The 18,914-nt window shown below is 45.1% G+C and carries 15 protein-coding genes; 7 read left to right on the top strand and 8 right to left on the bottom strand.

Going from position 1 to position 18,914, the window contains the following annotated elements:
- Positions 1-77: 77 nt before the first annotated feature.
- Complete coding sequence (locus tag AB4512_RS07495; protein WP_017060324.1) at positions 78-341, bottom strand: DUF1289 domain-containing protein; 264 nt, start codon at positions 339-341, stop codon at positions 78-80.
- A 188-nt stretch (positions 342-529) separates the two neighbouring features.
- On the opposite strand from AB4512_RS07495, the gene AB4512_RS07500 reads away from it, so the two are divergent.
- The 5 genes from AB4512_RS07500 to AB4512_RS07520 all read left to right on the top strand — a co-directional run bounded on the left by AB4512_RS07500 (position 530) and on the right by AB4512_RS07520 (position 5,500).
- Positions 530-976: an META domain-containing protein gene (locus AB4512_RS07500; protein ID WP_004734625.1), complete on the top strand. Its 447-nt coding sequence runs from the start codon at positions 530-532 to the stop codon at positions 974-976.
- A 428-nt stretch (positions 977-1,404) separates the two neighbouring features.
- Positions 1,405-2,571, top strand: a complete 1,167-nt coding sequence (locus AB4512_RS07505) for an ABC transporter substrate-binding protein (RefSeq protein ID WP_017060323.1) — start codon at positions 1,405-1,407, stop codon at positions 2,569-2,571.
- Positions 2,572-2,576: 5 nt separating this feature from the next.
- Positions 2,577-4,277 (top strand): ABC transporter permease, encoded by a 1,701-nt coding sequence (locus AB4512_RS07510; RefSeq protein WP_017060322.1) that lies wholly within the window; start codon positions 2,577-2,579, stop codon positions 4,275-4,277.
- The gene (locus AB4512_RS07515; protein ID WP_017065359.1) at positions 4,243-4,893 is read left to right on the top strand and encodes an ATP-binding cassette domain-containing protein; all 651 of its coding nucleotides are present in this window, start codon (positions 4,243-4,245) and stop codon (positions 4,891-4,893) included. Before AB4512_RS07510 ends, AB4512_RS07515 begins: the two co-directional genes overlap by 35 nt.
- Positions 4,883-5,500: a CDP-alcohol phosphatidyltransferase family protein gene (locus AB4512_RS07520; protein WP_017060320.1), complete on the top strand. Its 618-nt coding sequence runs from the start codon at positions 4,883-4,885 to the stop codon at positions 5,498-5,500. Before AB4512_RS07515 ends, AB4512_RS07520 begins: the two co-directional genes overlap by 11 nt.
- A gap of 93 nt (positions 5,501-5,593) precedes the next feature.
- Here AB4512_RS07520 and AB4512_RS07525 read toward each other — a convergent pair whose 3' ends face one another.
- The 4 genes from AB4512_RS07525 to AB4512_RS07540 all read right to left on the bottom strand — a co-directional run bounded on the left by AB4512_RS07525 (position 5,594) and on the right by AB4512_RS07540 (position 10,649).
- The gene (locus AB4512_RS07525) at positions 5,594-6,547 is read right to left on the bottom strand and encodes a class I SAM-dependent methyltransferase (RefSeq protein WP_372058812.1); all 954 of its coding nucleotides are present in this window, start codon (positions 6,545-6,547) and stop codon (positions 5,594-5,596) included.
- A gap of 8 nt (positions 6,548-6,555) precedes the next feature.
- Positions 6,556-7,254 carry a TIGR01621 family pseudouridine synthase gene (locus AB4512_RS07530; protein WP_017060318.1) on the bottom strand — a complete coding sequence of 233 codons (699 nt, stop codon included), beginning with the start codon at positions 7,252-7,254 and terminating at the stop codon, positions 6,556-6,558.
- Positions 7,255-7,432: 178 nt separating this feature from the next.
- Positions 7,433-9,049, bottom strand: a complete 1,617-nt coding sequence (locus AB4512_RS07535; RefSeq protein ID WP_372131669.1) for a methyl-accepting chemotaxis protein — start codon at positions 9,047-9,049, stop codon at positions 7,433-7,435.
- 166 nt (positions 9,050-9,215) lie between these two features.
- Positions 9,216-10,649, bottom strand: a complete 1,434-nt coding sequence (locus AB4512_RS07540; protein WP_050543975.1) for a sodium-dependent transporter — start codon at positions 10,647-10,649, stop codon at positions 9,216-9,218.
- Positions 10,650-11,015: 366 nt separating this feature from the next.
- Between AB4512_RS07540 and cls the strand changes: the two genes are divergently transcribed.
- Both cls and AB4512_RS07550 read left to right on the top strand, forming a co-directional pair.
- Positions 11,016-12,470, top strand: coding sequence for a cardiolipin synthase (cls, locus tag AB4512_RS07545; RefSeq protein ID WP_372131667.1), 1,455 nt, complete (start codon positions 11,016-11,018; stop codon positions 12,468-12,470).
- Between the two features lie 183 nt (positions 12,471-12,653).
- Positions 12,654-13,838 carry a cystathionine beta-lyase gene (locus AB4512_RS07550; RefSeq protein ID WP_017065338.1) on the top strand — a complete coding sequence of 395 codons (1,185 nt, stop codon included), beginning with the start codon at positions 12,654-12,656 and terminating at the stop codon, positions 13,836-13,838.
- Between the two features lie 244 nt (positions 13,839-14,082).
- Here AB4512_RS07550 and AB4512_RS07555 read toward each other — a convergent pair whose 3' ends face one another.
- The 3 genes from AB4512_RS07555 to AB4512_RS07565 form a co-directional block, all read right to left on the bottom strand.
- Positions 14,083-14,649 carry a DNA-3-methyladenine glycosylase I gene (locus AB4512_RS07555; protein WP_372131665.1) on the bottom strand — a complete coding sequence of 189 codons (567 nt, stop codon included), beginning with the start codon at positions 14,647-14,649 and terminating at the stop codon, positions 14,083-14,085.
- A gap of 76 nt (positions 14,650-14,725) precedes the next feature.
- Positions 14,726-17,836, bottom strand: coding sequence for an efflux RND transporter permease subunit (locus AB4512_RS07560; protein WP_108208853.1), 3,111 nt, complete (start codon positions 17,834-17,836; stop codon positions 14,726-14,728).
- Positions 17,829-18,914, bottom strand: a complete 1,086-nt coding sequence (locus tag AB4512_RS07565; protein ID WP_108208854.1) for an efflux RND transporter periplasmic adaptor subunit — start codon at positions 18,912-18,914, stop codon at positions 17,829-17,831. Before AB4512_RS07565 ends, AB4512_RS07560 begins: the two co-directional genes overlap by 8 nt.

Genomic DNA, 18,914 nt, shown 5'->3' on the forward strand with positions numbered 1-18,914 from the left:
TACTTTAATATTACACCCCAACCATTATGTAAAGTAATAGTTACTTCGGAGTTAAATAAAATCTAAATACTTCCTCTTTAGCCAAAAAGATCTCTTTGGGGACTGGTATTTCCCTCTTCATCGACCTGCTTACCAATCAAGTTTTTTTGATTCATTATTTTTCTTCTATAGCGCTGACGACACAGCTTTATCACGTGCAATTGTTCTGACGGTGTCATCGACATCCAATTAAAGCGCTCTTCTCTCTTGCGCATACAACCGTTGCAATAGCCTTTGTCATCGCTTGAACAAACCCCAACGCAAGGGCTTGGAACTTGGAAAAACTCTAACTGCTCCACCATGCCTCCTTACACATTCAAAATTACGCTTACTCTCTCAAAAATAAGCGATTAATTTGTCGCCTGGCTCGTGAAATCCATACTAAACTATGACCTTATACTGACACATATAGTGTTTTGTAAACTATACTTTGAACCCATCAAGTTACACTTATCCGGTAACTTCGTTCTTTCCTTTGGAGCCTTATAATATGAAGTTTAGTTCAAAAAAATTACTAGCAGTAGCCGCTTTACCTATGATGCTAGCAGCATGCACAACAACAGGTGACAACGCGATGCAAGTAACACCAACCGATCTACAGCACCATAATTGGGAACTTGCGCAAATTGATGGCAAGGACATTGTGAAAAGCGAAGACCAAGCAGCTCCTCGTCTAGAGATCGGCGAAAAGATGACTGCAAACGGCATGGCTGGTTGTAACAACTTCTTCGGTCAAGGCGAGCTGAAAGACGGTCAATTCCGTATCAAGCAAATGGGCATGACAATGAAAATGTGTCACGGCTCTGCGATGGAAATCGAACAATCGGTTTCTGCTACTCTAAGCGAGTGGAGCGACGTAACGCTAACAAACGATACGCTAGTACTGAAAAACGATGTACACACGCTAACGTACACAATTCGTGACTGGGTAAACTAATCCGTCATCGAAACCAAATACTGATTAAAGGAGCCTGATGGCTCCTTTTTTATTGTCAGCTTGCCCTCACTACTTCTTCAAAATTGACGCTCATCGCCGACTTTTCGTACCAGCCTCCAATAAACCTCAAAAATCTCTCATTTAGATGCAATAAATTCAACGGTTCAGCGGTCTGTTGCTAGGATGGCAAAAGCCTAGAGTCTGTCGAGTTTTCGAGATGATTACGTATCGAACAAAACTCGACCGCGAACTCCCTGCTTATTCTCAAGTAATTGATTGAATTTACTGTTGAATTAGAATTTATTTCAGAAACAGATAGAATAACTATTAGGGCATGTTGATCTTTCGTTAACCACGAAGGGTCAATACGCACTAGGGAGTTCGAAAATACAATGCTCTTGCCCGTTCACTACCAAATGGAAAAGTTTATGAACAAGATAGTAAGTACGTTAGGAATCATGGCAACCGTTGCATACAGCGCAACCATTTATGCTGATGAAGCAACATCCACCGACAGCTGGAACCAAATAGAACAGCAGGCAGAGGGAGAAACTGTCTACTTTCACGCTTGGGGCGGAAGCCAAGAGATCAATCGTTACCTACAGTGGGCAGGCAAGAAATTACAAAGTGACTACGGTGTCACGTTAAAGCATGTGAAAGTGACCGATATTGCGGAAACCACCACTCGACTGCTTGCTGAAAAAGCAGCAGGAAAGAACAGTGAAGGCAGCGTCGATATCGTCTGGATTAATGGCGAGAACTTCCGCTCGATGAAAGACAACGCGCTATTGTTTGGGCCATTTACAGAGTCACTTCCAAATTGGCAGTATGTCGATAAGTCTCTGCCGATTGATGTTGATTTCTCAGAGCCGACAGAAGGCTTGGAAGCACCGTGGGGCGTGGGACAACTTGTGTTCATTCACGATCAAGAGACACTACACAACCCGCCACAATCGTTTTCAGAGATGTTGAGCTACGCTCAAGCTTTCCCAAATCGCTTAAGCTACCCTCGCCCACCAGAATTTCATGGCACGAGCTTCATTAAGTCTCTATTGATTGAACTAACAAACAATAACCCTGCACTGGCTCAGCCGGTTTCAGAAGACAACTTCCAAGAAGTGACGGCACCACTGTGGGCTTACTTAGATAAATTCCATAAAGTGGCTTGGCGCGGTGGCAAACAATTCCCAGCAGGCACATCGGAAAGCATCCAACTTCTGGATGACGGACAGATCGATCTCGCGATTACGTTTAATCCAAACTCTGTTTATTCAGCACAAGCCAGTGGTCGCTTAGCCGAAACCACTAAGGCTTATGCTCTAGAAAGCGGCGCTCTATCTAACATTCACTTCCTGGCGATTCCTTGGAATGCCAATGCAACCGCAGGTGCTCAAGTGACCATTAACTTCTTATTGAGCCCGGAAGCACAGTCTCGCAAGGGTGACCTCAATGTTTGGGGCGATCCTTCGGTTCTGAGCAGCAAATACCTGACTGGCAGCGCTAAAAACACCCAGCAATTTAAATCGGTTGATGAACCACACCCTAGCTGGCAAAACGCGCTCGAGAAAGAGTGGCTTAAGCGATACGGTAACTAGTCTTCATGCTACGCGCTCTATATTTTGTTGTTATAGCTGTATGCATTATCCCGACCATTCCTGGGGTAGCGGGAGTCGTGGCTTCGTCACTGAGTTTCATCCCGCCCCTTGGTTTAGAGGAGCCGACACTCAACGGTTTTAGCCAAGTCTTTCAATGGGAAGGGGCTTGGCACTCTATTGGCTTAAGCCTAGGTTCAGCAATTGCAAGCAGCTATATAGCCTGCTTCCTGACCTTTTGTATTCTTCAAGCCTCTTGGGGAAACAAGTTTTGGAGAAAGATTGAGTTTACGCTATCGCCAATGCTTGCCATTCCACATGTAGCTTTCGCTATCGGCTTTGCTTTTCTGTTTAGTCCAACGGGGCTTGGCGCAAGAGCGGTACATCACTTGCTCGGCGAATCGGCTACCAGCTCTGAATTGGCGTTATTGGTGAAAGACCCATACGCGTTCGGCTTAATTATTATGCTCGCACTCAAAGAAGTCCCCTTCTTATTGCTGATGAGCATTTCGATACTTCAGCAAATTGATGTAGAGCGTATCACCAAGGTCAGTGCATCGCTCGGTTACAGCCGCGCTCAGATCTGGTGGAAATGTATTTTCCCACAATGGTTTACCAAGCTTCGTTTCCCAATGCTGGCGGTACTCGCTTACAGTGTCTCGGTTGTCGATATTGCTTTGATCATAGGCCCAACCAACCCGCCGACCTTTGCCGTTTTGGTATGGCAATGGTTCAACGATCCGGATCTTAACCTACTTCCGCGAGCTGCTGCTGGTGCCATCGTTTTGTTTGGTTTAGCTTCGTTGATCATCGCCTTGGCGCGTTTAGTTGAATGGGCGGTTCTTAAGTACTTTCGAACTTGGCAGTATTCCGGAAGAACAGGGGCAAACCTTCCGGGGAAAACGGTATTCACTGTCCTTGCTAGCCTTTCACTGCTGATCATTCCTTTAATGGTAATTTGGAGCGTTGCTCAGCGTTGGCGCTTCCCTGATTTACTGCCGAGCCGCTACAGCATGCGCTTCTGGGAGTTCGAGTGGGATGCCATCATGAGTACTGTGGGTCAAAGCTTATGGATTGGTCTGATTGCCGCTTCAGTCGCTTTGTTGCTTGCGCTGGTGGCTCACGAATACAGAATCAAATACAAGTGGCAAGTTCCGGGCTTCATTATCGCTATTCCAATGCTAATACCACAGCTTTCAGTGTTGTTTGGTATGCAAGTCACGACCCTCTACATCGGCAGTAGTGCCTATGAGTTCTGGGTGATTTGGGCGCATGTTTTCTTTGCTTTCCCGTTCGTGTATCTGTCTTTGGATGGCCCGTGGAAAAGCTTCAATGATGGGTTGATTAAAGCCTCGCTGAGCCTAGGTAAATCGCCATTTCAGAGTTGGTATTCGATCAAACTACCAATCTTGCTTCCTGCGATTGCCTTTGCTTGGGCGGTCGGGATCAGCGTGAGTTTGGCCCAATACCTTCCAACATTAATGCTCGGCGCGGGCCGTATTAGCACGATCACCACAGAAGCCGTTGCACTTACCAGTGGTTTCGACCGCAGGGTGACAGCAATCTATGCCATTTGGCAGGCCCTATTGCCTCTGTTCTTTTTCTCTTTAGCGATATTAGTCAGCCGACTTCAACTCAGATATCGCCGTCTTACTTTTAAAGGTTTCCTAAGTAATGAGTCTGTACCTCAACGACCTCGCCATCCGTAAAACCGATGGAGATTCGCTGTTCTCAGCGCTAAACGTCACATTAGAATCTGGCCAAATACTGGCTTTGATGGGGCCGAGTGGCTGCGGAAAGTCGACCTTACTGGATGCGATTGCTGGTCACTTAAGTGAAGAGTTTTCGTACTCTGGCACCGTTGTGTTGAACAATATTCAGCTCGACGAGCTTCCATCACATCAGCGTGAAGTCGGTATTTTGTTTCAAGATGACTTGTTGTTTCCGCACCTCAAAGTATGGGAAAACTTGGCCTTTTCGTTACCGAACTCTGTTAAAGGTTCCGCTCGCCAAAAACAAGCAATGGCTGCACTAAAAGACATAGAGCTAACTCACTTAGCTGAATCTTTCCCGGATCAAATATCCGGCGGTCAACGCGCAAGAATAAGCTTGACTCGTATGTTGTTAGCCAAGCCTAAACTCGCCCTGCTTGACGAACCGTTCAGTAAGTTAGACCAAGAGCTCAGAGCACAATTTCGCGATTGGGTCTTCGAACAGCTGACCAAAGCGAATATCCCTACATTAATGGTCACGCACGACGAAGCCGATGTACCTCAAGGGGCAGAAGTACTGTCTTGGCCATGGAGAAGTAACCATGCTGGATAAGTACTCCATTAAGGTCATTAAGTGGCCATTAAATCAGTCTGCTAAGTTACTAAACCAATTGGGTATCACGGCCAATCAAACCACGTTATTCGGATTTCTGATTGGGTGTTTAGCGTTTCCAGCGTTGGCATTTCAACAATATGAGTGGGCGTTAGGCTTCATTGTGTTTAATAGAGTATGTGATGGGCTTGATGGAGCCTTGGCTCGAATCCAAGGCATTAGTGATGCGGGCGGTTTCCTCGATATCAGCCTAGATTTCCTATTCTACTCGCTGATCCCTTTTGGATTTGTCATTGCCAACCCAGAACACAACGCCATTGCCGGTGCATTTTTGATTTTCTCTTTTATCGGCACAGGCAGCAGCTTTTTAGCGTTTGCGGTTATGGCAGGCAAGCGAGGCATTGAAAACCCAGTCTATAAGCATAAGTCTCTGTACTACATGTCAGGGCTAACCGAAGGCACTGAAACCATCGCTTGTTTCATCGCGTTTTGTATTTGGCCTCAACACTTTGCAGTTATCGCTTACACCTTTGGTGCAGCTTGTTGGCTAACCACGTTCATGCGTATTTATTTTGGTTTTCAGACACTAAAAAACCAAGCTAGTTAATAAATGAGTTAGTTTCTTGCACCTATAAAAACGCCGCTCATTGTGAGCGGCGTTTTCTATATTAGTATGGATAATGCCCGCTAAATCATGACATCAAGCTTCAGCTGAAGCCGTGATTTTAAACCTCAATACCTTTAGGCTTGAATCAAGGTCGACATCGACAAACTCAGGCGGGTTGTCCAGACGCTCAATGAACTCAACGCTTGGTGCTTCTTCTGCCATCGTCTCAATCAGGAAGTTTGGTGATACTGCTGGTGAGTTCACACACGCAATCACTTCACCGCCTTCAGTTAGAAGTTCAGGCAAACGACGTAAGATTTTTTTGTAATCTTTGGTTAGAGCAAAGCTGCCTTTTTGGAACGAAGGTGGATCGATGATAACGAGCTCGTAAGGACCGCCCTTCTTGATTTTCCCCCACGACTTAAAGATATCGTAGCCAAGGAAGTTAACCGAGCGCATATCGTGTTCATTCAGACGGTGGTTATCGCGACCTTTGTTTAGCGAGCCACGTGACATGTCCACGTTCATGCATTGACGAGCGCCACCAGCGATAGCCGCGACAGAGAAACCACAAGTGTATGCAAACAGGTTAAGAACGTTCTTATCCTTGGCATTATCTTGTACCCACTGACGACCATTACGCATGTCTAGGAACAAACCGAAGTTCTGATTACGGCCAATGTCTAATTGGTACTTAAGGCCATGCTCAACCACAACCGGAGAGTCATTCAACTCACCCCATAGAACCTCTGAAGGCGCACCATCGGCATAACGGTGTTGCAGAACAATGCTTGTGCCCTGCTTTGATTGCCAGATATCTTTGTTGGTGAGTTCAACCAATCCAGCTTTAAGAGATGACAAGAATTCATCGTTGACTTCTTTAAACACGTTAACCAGTAGCTGTCCATCAACCCAGTCACATGTCAGTTGCTCTAGACCAGGCCAAAACTTACCGCGCCCGTGGAAAATACGGCGTAGTTCGTTTGGTACTTCATTAAGTTGCTGTTCAATATGACTAAAAAACAGAGGTAAAGCTGATGCTTCCATTATTTCACTCACTTAGTGTTTAGCTTTGGCCAAGTTAATGACCAAGGTTCAAGCCAACTGTCCAAACCGTTCGACACGGTTTCCTGATGCCACTTCTCACCCAAAGAGTTTAAGCTCCTTGGGTCGCAGACATATTCGTAGGCTTGTGATTGATAGGCAAATCGAATCGCGAAGGCATGTAGATAACCTCTGTCAGCCTCACTCGATGGATTATAAATAGGGTCACCAACAATGGCTGAGCCGATCGACTTCATCGCGACACGGATCTGGTGAGTTCGCCCTGTATAGGGTTTGCATAACAGCAGACGCTCACCGGGTTCAGCCGTTGCTGATAAAAACTGAGTAATCGCCGGGTTCTCTTTGGATGTCAGAAGTTTCCAACTTGAGCGTCGTGAACGCTCCATGTCTCCTGAGATCAAACCTTGCTTTTTCTTTGGCTTCTTAGAGCCAATCGCAAGGTAGTATTTTTCTACTTCACGCTTTGCAAATAGCTGTGAAAGCTCGCTCGCCGCCGACGCATTTTTTGCCAGCAGCAGAATGCCCGAAGTCATTTTATCTAGTCGATGAACGAGATACAGCTTAGGCTCATTAATTGCCTTAGCAACTTCTTGAAGCAACATGGTATCGCCATCGTCTTTGTGGACGCTGACTCCAGGATGCTTATTGATAAGTAAAAAATCAGAGTGGTTCAGAAGAATATCGAACATGTAAAGGCTAGCTCCATTGTAGAACGTGGAGTATACCTCGTCTGAACCCAGATTCCAGCTACGAAAAAGCCCAACTCACTCAATAAATATTGAATCGTTGGGCTTCTTTTCAGCAACTAGCGATCAGTGCGTGGTCTTTACTCGATTACCAATAGGTAAATAGAACCAAGCTACCGCTTTACCCCAGTTTAAACTTACCAACTAATGCTTCTAGCTCAGCAACCTTAGCGTTCAAGCCTGATGTATTTTCGGAGCTACGAGTTGCTAGCTGCAGAGATTGCTCAGAGATATCGCTAATCGCGGTAATGTCCGCTGCAATTTCTTTGGTCACAGCCGTCTGTTCTTCTGCCGCAGTCGCAATAGAGTTAACCATGCTTTGTACATTGCCCGCACCGCTCACAATCGCTTCTAGAGCCGAAACCGCACCTGAGCTTTGCTCAACACCAATCTCAACTAAACGACAGTTATCTTGAGTGTAAGTCACCGCTTCTTGAGTGCCCGATTGAATCGATTGAATGATGCCCGAGACTTCTCGTGTCGCTTTGGTTGTTCTTTCTGCTAGCGCTCGCACTTCATCGGCTACCACAGCAAAACCACGACCAAACTCGCCTGCACGCGCAGCCTCAATCGCAGCGTTAAGAGCTAACAGGTTAGTTTGCTCAGCAATGTCTTCGATTACCTTGATAACGCTACCAATCTGCTCACCGTGAGAACCTAGAGTATTCATTTGCAACGACATATCGCTCATTTGAGTCGACACTTGTTGAATACTCGCCACCATCTCAACAATCACGTTGCGGCCATCTTCTGCAGAGGTTTCTGAGCGACGTGCTTCTTCATAAGTAGACGTGCCCTGCTGCGCCACTTCTGAAATGGTCAAGCTTAACTCTTCAGCAGCCGTTGCAATTAAGTTGGCCTTATCAGCTTGAGCAGAAGCGCCCGTTACGATGTCTTGACTAATAGAAGATAGTTCGCCCGTAACAGATTGAACTTCATGGGTCACAGAAGAGATAGAACCTAATAAGTCCACTAACGACTTCTGCATCTGGTTAATCGACTTAGCCAGTTCAGCCAATTCATCACCAGAATCATCAATAATGTCGCCTGCCGTTAGGTCACCATTTGCTACACGTCGTGCTACTTGTTCTACACGAGTAAGACGATTGGTAATAGAGCTAGACAATAGATACGCAATCACACAACCAAAGACAATCGCAATAGCAGACAACACCATGATGGTGCGCTCGATGGTAGTAAACGTGTCGGTTAGTGTCAGTAGTGACTGTTCTGTATCTGCGCGCTCACTTGCTGACGCTTGATCCAGTAAGTTCTCAATAGGGATAAGATTGCTCTCATACAAAGATCGTAGCTGTTGAATATTGGCTAGTAGCGCAGCTTCATCATTGATCTTCGGCACAAGCTTTGATTCAAACTCTTGAGTGAAACGCCCCATCAGGTCTTCAATTCGCTGAATACGGCGGTGGTCTTCCGAACCTCTACTCTCCAAACGCTTAGCCTGCTCGATAGCTTGAGCAAATTCGTTCTTGTTGGTTCGATAATCATTGAGTGCATTATCGACCAGAGTGATTGCACCCAGAGCATCTCGATAGACATCTCCAGCTTCATCGATCAAAACAAGGTAGGTAACGGTACCCGGTACATCATCTAATCTAATCTCATCGGCGCTCTTATGAGCGCCAATAACTTCCATCCATACAATACCGACTAACGTGACAAGCACCGCCAATATAGAGCCAAAACCGGCATACAGTTTCTTTCTCACTGACAATTTCAAACAACACCTACCTAAATCAAAATATAGCTCTAACAGCTATTCGTTCCATTTATATCGGCTATCAGACGGATACCTTTAATGGTTATTTTTCTTAGATAATTAAGTTCCAGACATAAAAAAACGGGAGCTAATGAGCTCCCGTTTATCAAATTACTTTATCTTGCGATTAGAACTTCTTAGAAATCAGCGCAAAACCAGCAATGATACCAATACCTAGTAGCATGATTGCACCTTTACCGCTATCGAAGCCAGAAGAGATACCCATGAACGCAACGATTGCGATAGCTACAGGGATGATGTACTTAACTAGTGTGTACCATAGACCAAATAGTGGGAAAGAGACTTCACCGTCGTTAGTGATTTCTTTCTCTAGGTCTGCACGGTTTAGTCTCCAACCAGCGAAGATACATACCAACATACCGCCAACCGCTAGGAAAATCTTATCCGTTAGTAGGTCGAAAATGTCGAACGCGCCAGTATCAAACAGTGTTGGACCGAAGCCGCCAAGTGATAGAGAAGCGAAGATACATAGAATCGCCATTACAACACTTGCAGACAGTACCGCTGTTACACGCTTCATGCCTTTCTCATCGATTAGGTAAGAAACCACAACTTCAAGTAGAGATACTGAAGATGTTAGTGCCGCAACACTCAAACCAACGAAGAACATAAGAGCAAATAGAAGACCGATTACGCCGCCCATTTCAGCGAATAGCTGAGGAACAACAACGAATACTAAACCAGGGCCCGCTGCAGGTTCCATACCGAACGCGAACATTGCAGGGAACATTGCAACACCAGCTAGAATAGCAACACCAGTATCCATTGCGGTTACCATTGCTGTTGTCTGAACTAGGTTCTCTTTCTTCTTAAGGTAAGAACCGTATGTCATCATACAACCCATACCAAGACTTAGAGAGAAGAATGCTTGACCTAGAGCGGCTAGGATTACATTGCTGTCTACTTTAGAGAAGTCAGGACTGAATAGGAACTCAAGACCAGCCATCGCGCCCGGAAGCATAATGCCTTTGATTGATACTACAATAAGGATAATGAAAAGAAGCGGCATCAGAATCTTACCTGCTTTCTCAATACCACCAGAGATACCTTTCATAACGATAACAACGTTAAGTAGTAGGTATAAGCCCATCCACATTAGTGGTTGAACTGGGTTTGAGATAAAGCCACCAAAGCTATCACCAATTGCTTCTGGTGCGTCTAGAAGACCACCTGCAATTTTACCGATGTATGCGATTGACCAACCGCCTACTACTGGGTAGAAACCCATGATAAGTAGACCACTGAATACGCCGATAACGCCAGCGAACGTCCAACGACGGTCAGTTGTTTTAAATGCACCTACTGCTGATTTTTGCGTATGACGGCCAATCGCAAATTCAGTCAGCATGACACTGAAACCAATAAAAATTACAAAAAACAGGTAAATGGCAACGAATGCACCACCGCCACTTTCGCCTGCTGTGTATGGGAATTTCCAAATGTTACCTAAGCCAACAGCAGAACCTGCTGCAGCCATTACGAATCCTAACTTCGAACCCCAGGTATCGCGGGGTGTTGTGGTTGTATTACTAGTAGCCACGTGTACTCCAAACTTTTGTGTTATGTGATGTTGTGTTTTGCTTTGGGTGGCGTCTTTAAAAGGAAGGTGTATAAATAAATTTACACACCTAAAAGATTTGATTGACGCTCGTTGTCTAGCAAGTAAACCAGTTTAAGAATAAAATTGGAAGAGCATACCGTACAAATTTCGTTAAAGATGTAAATTTTTATGGTTAAATGCCGACTTTTCATACAAAACAATCGTTTTCTTCTTAAGTTGACCAAAAATTAACAACTTTAACCTATTTACATCTTTTGCTCTATTTTGTAAATAGTTGATTCCTTAAATTCCCATATCCGTTAAATAGCATTACTATCTAAGTGTCTCTTTTTTCGAGTATTCAATGTGGATAAGCTTTATCATTTTTTAACTTTGGCCTCTGTTGTTTTGTACTGGGTTCTCGTAGCCGGTGTGACGTTTCGTGTTGTACTAAAACGACGCTCTGTCAGCGTTTCTCTTGCTTGGCTAATGGTTATCTACATTATCCCGATTGTTGGTGTAGCTTGTTACTTCCTTTTTGGTGAGCTAAACCTAGGCAGAAAAAGGGCTGAACGCGCTCATCGTATGTTTACCCCTTTCGGCGACTGGTTCCGTCAATTGAATGATTGCCAACTTCACCAACCAGGGAAAGTCGGCTCCCCTATCCATAAGATTGACGAGCTTTGTAACAATCGAATGGGCATCCCTGCACTCAGTGGAAACACTCTATCGCTGCAATCTTCACCAAACGAGATCCTACACGCAATTATCGAAGATATAGAAAATGCACAAACCAGTATCAAGATGGTTTTCTATATTTGGCATCCAGGTGGCCTGACCGATTCGGTTGCCTCTGCGCTGATTCGCGCTGCAAAACGTGGCGTAGATGTTAAAGTTTTGCTCGATTCAGCCGGTAGCCCTCGCTTTTTCAAAAGCCACTGGCAGTCAATGATGAAGGACGCAGGCGTTCAAGTCGTACAAGCACTAGAAGTGAGCCCATGGCGTATTTTTTTACGTCGCCTAGATTTAAGACAACACCGCAAAATCATTGTGATTGACGAGACTATCGCCTATACGGGTTCAATGAACATGGTCGATCCTGCTCACTTCAAACAAAGTTCCGGCGTTGGTCAGTGGATTGATGTAATGGTCAGAGTGACTGGGCCAACCGTTAATGTGTTATCCGCTATTCATGGCTGGGATTGGGAAGTTGAGACTGGTGAACGCATTCTCCCTGATATACCTGAATGCCCAGTTGAAGAAATCATGACACATCATCCGGTTCAAGTAGTGCCGTCTGGCCCTGGCATGCCGGAATATTTGATCTTACAAGTACTGACCATCGCCATCAATCAAGCGAATCATTCTGTACGTATTACTACACCTTATTTTGTGCCAAGTGCTGACTTACTCGAAACACTTAAGATGACAGCTCAACGCGGCGTAACTGTAGAACTGATCATTCCACACAATAACGATTCACTAATGGTTAAATGGGCTTCTCGTGCGTTTTATACCGAGTTGCTTGAAGCTGGCGTGAAGATCTATGAATTTTACGGTGGCCTTCTTCATACCAAATCGGTAGTGATCGATGAAGAGTTTTGCTTGATCGGAACCGTCAATATCGACATGCGCAGTTTGTGGCTCAACTTTGAAGTGACTCTGGCTGTGGATGATGTGCATTTCACGCAAAAACTGTCTGAGCTGCAGAAATCTTATATCTCTTCATCCCACTCTGTAGAGTTAGAACAGTGGGAGCAAAGAAACCTTAGTAATCGCTTCTTTGAGAGGCTGTTCTACTTGTTCAACCCACTCCTATAATTCCAGCAATGAGTCGATTATGGCTCGTTGTTTCCCCATCGATCATTTTTAACCTTTCACTGTTAACTGAGTGAAAGGTTAAAAATCGTAAGAAAAGCGCAAAAAATCCCCGCTCCGCTCTTGCTTTGAACACTCTTGGCATGTTTTAAATAGGACATAACCGATTGATAAGGAATTCACAGCATGTCCGAGAACAAAACCACTAAACTTATCACTGCCGGTCGTGATAAGAAGTGGACCAATGGTGTTGTTAACCCACCAGTACAACGCGCTTCAACTGTCGTATTTAACTCAGTAGAAGAGAAGCGTAAAGCTACGATTAACCGCGCTAACAAGACCCTTTTTTACGGACGTCGTGGAACCAACACTCATTTTGCCTTCCAAGATGCGATGGTTGAAGTAGAAGGCGGCGCGGGTTGTGCACTGTACCCGTGTGGTACAGCAGCAATTTCGAATGCCATTCTCTCTTTTGTAGAAACAGGTGATCATATTTTAATGGTTGACACCTGCTACGAACCTACTCGTGATTTCTGTGACACCATCATGAAAAAGATGGGGGTAGAGACAACTTACTACGAGCCAACGATTGGTGAAGGTATCCAAGACCTTATCAAGCCAAACACTAAGGTGCTGTTTACTGAGTCTCCAGGCTCTGTCACCATGGAAGTGCAGGATATTCCAACACTAGCGCGTATCGCTCATGAACATGACATCATCGTTATGCTAGACAATACTTGGGCGGCTGGCGTGAACTTCTCACCGTTTGATTTTGGTGTTGATATCTCGATTCAAGCAGCGACCAAATACATCGTGGGTCACTCTGATGTGATGCTAGGTACGGCAGTCGCCAATGAGAAATGCTGGGATCAACTAAGAGAGCAAAGTTACTTGATGGGGCAATGTGTCTCACCTGATGATGCTTATTTAGGGCTTCGCGGCATTCGTACTCTTGATGTGCGTCTACGCCAACACGCAGAAAGCAGCTTGAAGGTCGCAAAATGGTTAGAGACTCGTCCTGAAGTTAACCACGTTCGTCACCCTGCTCTTGAGTCTTGCCCAGGCCATGAATTCTTCAAACGAGATTTTACTGGCGGTAATGGCTTGTTCTCTTTTGTACTAAACAACTCTAATATCAAAGCGACGACAGCGTTACTTGATGGAATGACACATTTTAGTATGGGTTACTCTTGGGGTGGATTTGAAAGTTTGATTCTAGCTAACGAACCAAGCAGTTTTGACAGCTTGAGAACTGTTGCCAATCCTAATTTCGAAGGTACCTTGATACGTGTTCATATTGGGTTAGAAGATGTTGATGACCTGATTGCTGATCTAGAGGCGGGATTAGAACGTTATAGCGCTCTGATTTAATCTGAGACGATAGGTCTAATATGCAAAAAAGGCAGGATATTCCTGCCTTTTTCTGTTTAAAGCATAACTCAAAATACTCATATTCAGATACTTCAGCTCATAATACAAACCGCTCATAGTCCAGAAGCTTTCAAAGCCAATATTGAACCTTAAAGCACATCCACTTAAAGATCTCAGAGCGATGAAAAAATGGCTATGAATTTTTCAATTTCTAAGTGATTGTTCCGCTGAAATAAATAACACTTTATTTGTGTGGGCAACCGACTAAATGATCATTAACCATACCTGTCGCTTGCATAAACGCGTAACAGATTGTTTCCCCTACAAACTTAAAGCCTCTTTTTTTCAAAAACTTACTCATTGCTTTAGATTGCTCGGTAGAAGCGGGAACTTGAGACATCTCAGTCCAGTTGTTTTCTATCACCTTGTTATCGACAAATTGCCACAAAGCATTTGATAAAGAGCCAAACTCTTTCTGGAGTTCAAGTGTTGCTCGAGCATTACCGTATACAGAGGCGATCTTGCCCTTATGCTTAACCACATCGAAGTTTTCAATGATATGAGGCACGTTGTCTTCATTCAACTCAGCTAGCTTGTTTAAATCGTAATTATCAAATGCAGCACGATAGCCTTCACGCTTTTTAAGGATCGTAATCCAGCTAAGACCCGCCTGAGCGCCTTCTAAAGTAATGAACTCAAACAGAACTTGGTCATCATAAACAGGCACTCCCCACTCTGCGTCGTGGTACTCCCTTTCAAGCTCATGTTTAAGCGCCCATGCACACGTTCTATCCACTGTATTCGCTTCCATTTCGATAGTCTCTTTTAGTAATCGTACATAAAAATAATGCCCCAATTAGGGGCATTATTTCAAAGGTTAGTTGACGTTAAGCCACTTCAATTTTATGGAATAAACGATACAGCACAGGTACTACGATTAGCGTGAGTACAGTCGCAAAGCCTAAACCAAACATGATGGTTACTGCCATTGGTTTAAAGAAGATGTCCGGTAGTAGAGGGATCATACCAAGAATGGTGGTGATCGCAGCCATACATACCGGACGAACACGACTCAGTGCCGCATCAACAACCGCTACATATGGATCTTTACCGGACTTCATCTCAATCTCAATTTGGTCAAGCAGTACGATACCGTTCTTAAGTAGCATCCCGGATAAACTCAAGAAGCCTAGCAATGCCATGAAGCCAAATGGTGTATTCAAGGCTAATAAGCCTGTCGTTACCCCGATTAGCGCTAATGGAACCGTTAGCCAAACAATTAGCGGTTCTTTGACCGAGTTGAACAAGAACACGGTAATCAAGAACATGAACAGGTAACCCATCGGCATAGTGGTAAACAGAGACGCTTGTGCATCAGCAGATGACTCATATTCACCACCCCACTCCAACGAATAACCCGGTGGCATCTCAATCGCTTCAATTTGTGGCTGTAAGCGTTTCTGTAACGTCGAAGCCGTTTCTTCACCCAATAGGTCGTTGTCGGCCATTACCGTCAGCATACGCTTACGGTTCTTACGGATGATAAGTGGATCTTCCCATTCCAATTCGTAGCCAAGCGTCACTTGCTGCAACGGAATATATTCGCTTAATGCCGGGCTCCAAATCTTCATACCTTCGATGTTGCGAATATCAACTCGCTCATCTTCAGGTAAACGAGCCACAATAGGCATCAACGTAGTACCATCACGATACACACCAATCGACTTACCAGAGAAAGACATCGCTAGGAAATCATCAACGTCAGACTTGGTAATACCATAACGACGCGCTTGGCTTTCATTGAACTGAGGCTCTAATACCTTAGTTCTTTCACGCCAATCATGACGAACGTTAAATGCTCCGTCATCAGCACGCATGATGTCCATAACTTGAGCTGCGATTGAACGTAGCACGGTTGGGTCTGAACCGACGATTCGAGCCTCAATTTTCGCACCGCCACTAGGGCCTAATTCAATTTGCTTAAGTTTGTAATCAATTTCAGGGAACTGACTGTCAACGTGTTCACGGAAGCGACGCATCAGCCCTTCAAGTACCTGATAATCTGTCACACGAACCGTGATTTCGCCATACGCGCTATAACTCTTCTCGGGTGAGTAGGTCAACATGAAACGCTGCAGACCTTTACCGGCCGTGGTCGTGATATGTTCAACTTCACTTTGTTCCGACAACCAACTCTCAAGCACTCTCAACTTGGTATTAGTTGCTCGAATATCCGTACCTTCTGGCATCCAAACATCCACTTGGAACATCGGAGTAGTTGAAGATGGGAAGAATGCTTGTTTCACAAAGCCAAAACCGTACACACTCGCACCTAAACCAATCACCAGAACGATCATGGTTAGCCACGCGCGTTTCATACAGAACTCAAGGAAGTTTTTATAGATAACAAAAACCATCCCGTTGTATGGATCTTTGCCTTCGTTATCGGGATCAACCTTCTGTCCTCTGAAGAAGATATCGGCAAAAAACGGCGTGATCGAGATGGCAGTAAACCAACTCAGCATCAATGAAATCAATAGCACCGTGAACAAAGTGCCACAGTATTCGCCCGTTGAATCTTCAGACAAACCAATTGGAGCAAACGCGGTGACCGCAATCACCGTTGCGCCAAGCAGTGGCCATTTGGTTTGGGTCACGATATCAGTGGCGGCCTGCATCCGGGTTCGCCCCTTCTGCGTGCCGATCAATATCCCCTCCACCACCACAATGGCATTATCCACCAGCATCCCCAAGGCAATAACCAACGCGCCCAGTGAAATACGTTGAAGGTCGATTTTGAAGTACTGCATGAAAATAAAGGTGCCGAATACGGTCAATAGCAGTATCAAACCAATCAACAGACCCGATCGTACTCCCATGAAGAACAGTAACACCACGATTACGATCGCAACCGCCTGCCCTAAACTCACCACAAATCCGCTTACCGACTTGTTCACCTCTTTAGGTTGGTTATAAACCTCGGAGATGTCGATACCGACGGGTTGTTGATATTTAAGCTCGGCGAGTCTTCGATCAAAGTCTTCACCCACTGCGACCACGTTCACGCCTTGCGCAAAAGAGACACCCAGGTTAAGCGCGAGTTCGCCGTTATAACCAATGATGTTACTCGGTACCTCAACGTAACCACGAGTTACATTCGCCACATCTTTTAGATAGATAAGCCCTTGAGCGCCACCTTCCGTAAGAATCAAATCTCCAAGCTGTTCAACGTTCTGGAACTCACCCGTTGGATGGATTCGAATATATTCATCACCAATCCTTACTGCTCCTGCACTTGATACAATATTTTGAGTCGATAAAAGGTTAAATACCGTGCTTGGAGACAGACCCAGAGAGCTTATCCGCTTCATCGATATCTCAATGAATACTTGCTCTTGTTGTTGACCAGAAACAGAGACCTTACTGACCCCATCAACCAACTCCAGCTCTCGCCTTAGATAATCAATGTAATCCAGCAGCTCTTTGTAGCTATAACCATCACCCGTCACCGCAAGCAAGATCCCGTAAACGTCACCGAAGTCATCAATGACTTGAGGATCATTGACCCCAGGTGGCAGTTCAACCTTAAGATCATTCACTTTTCGGCGAAGTTCATCCCAAATTTGCGGAAGATCGTCTGGGCCGTAGTTGTTCTTCATCGTTACCGTTACCTGAGACAGGCCACGGCTTGAAATAGAGTTCACTTCGTCGACATAGGTAAGCTGTTGAATCGCTTTCTCTAGTGGGTAGGTAACTTCTTCTTCCACCTGCTGAGGCGTTGCCCCCGGGTATGAAGTCACGACCATTGCATCTTTGATGGTAAAGGCAGGATCTTCTAAACGCCCCAAACCGAAGAATGCTGAAACACCACCAATAAGAAAGATCAGAGATAGCATCCAGCTAATGACTTTGTTACGTATAAAGTAAGAAGCAACACCTGTGATCTGATCATCACCCTGTTGATCGTCATTTTGGGGCTTGTTATTTACTTCACTCATTGTTCGTCTCCTGAGACAATACTTCCACTGTCATCCCATCTCGCAATCGCGATACGCCTGCAACAACGACATGCTGCCCCATTTCCAATCCTTTCACTACCTGCAATGTTTCCTGGTTTGCTTTTCCTAACACGACTTGTTGTTTCGAGACTGTCTTGTCGTCGTTAAGCACCCATACATAAGAGTTCTGGCGCGTTAAATCATCGCCATCCGCATTAAACACAGCTTCGATTGGGATAAGTACCCCAGCTTTTAACTCCAAGCCGATATCTCGCCCATTTGACGTCACCTCAACGGCCATACCATCCAGAATTAAATCATCTTCCGGCATAGGTAGAGCAAGCGTCACCGTGAACGTGCCCGTGCTTGGGTCAGGTTCAGTGGTGAACTCCTTAATAGCCGCCGTGTATTCATTGCCACTGGGTACTCTTACCACAGCCTCAACATTCGATAACAGCTGTTCGCTAGGCTGATTCACGTAAATCTGGTCAGGCAGTTGGATAACAACCTCAACATCTTCGACACTGTGAATGTTCACGACCTGCTGGCCTACCTGAATATTTTCATATTGATCAACACTGACACGAGAAATGATCCCATCAACAGGGGCACGAAGCTTAGTGAACGACAAGCGCAGTTTTGCGAGCTCCAGTTCGGCATAAGCGATCTGGCGTTGAGCAGCAATTTCATCAAACTGTGACTTCGCCAATAAACCTTTCTTCACTAGCGGACTTGAACGTCTGTATTGACTGTTAATTACCGTGTAACGCGCCTGAGCATTGTCGACATCCAGTTGATAATCGGTAGGGTCAAGCTCTGCAATGATGTCTCCTCGTGAAACACGCTCACCTTCTTTCACATCAAGCTTATTGATTTCACCAGCGACTCGAAAGCTGAGATGAGCCTTCTCGGCAGCGTTTGCAACCGCAGGGAAATAGAGTTTGTCGCTAAAGTCGATGACTGAAATCTCGATAGCTTTAACCAAGGGCGTGTTATTCACTTCTACAACTTGTTTATCTTCACAAGCCGTAAGTAAAGCCAAGCACGACAGTCCAGCGGCCACTTTAAGTGTTTTCAT

Origin of the sequence: Vibrio sp. 10N.222.52.B7 (assembly GCF_041474275.1) — a bacterium.
In the GTDB taxonomy this organism is placed as follows: Bacteria; Pseudomonadota; Gammaproteobacteria; order Enterobacterales; family Vibrionaceae; genus Vibrio; species Vibrio crassostreae_C.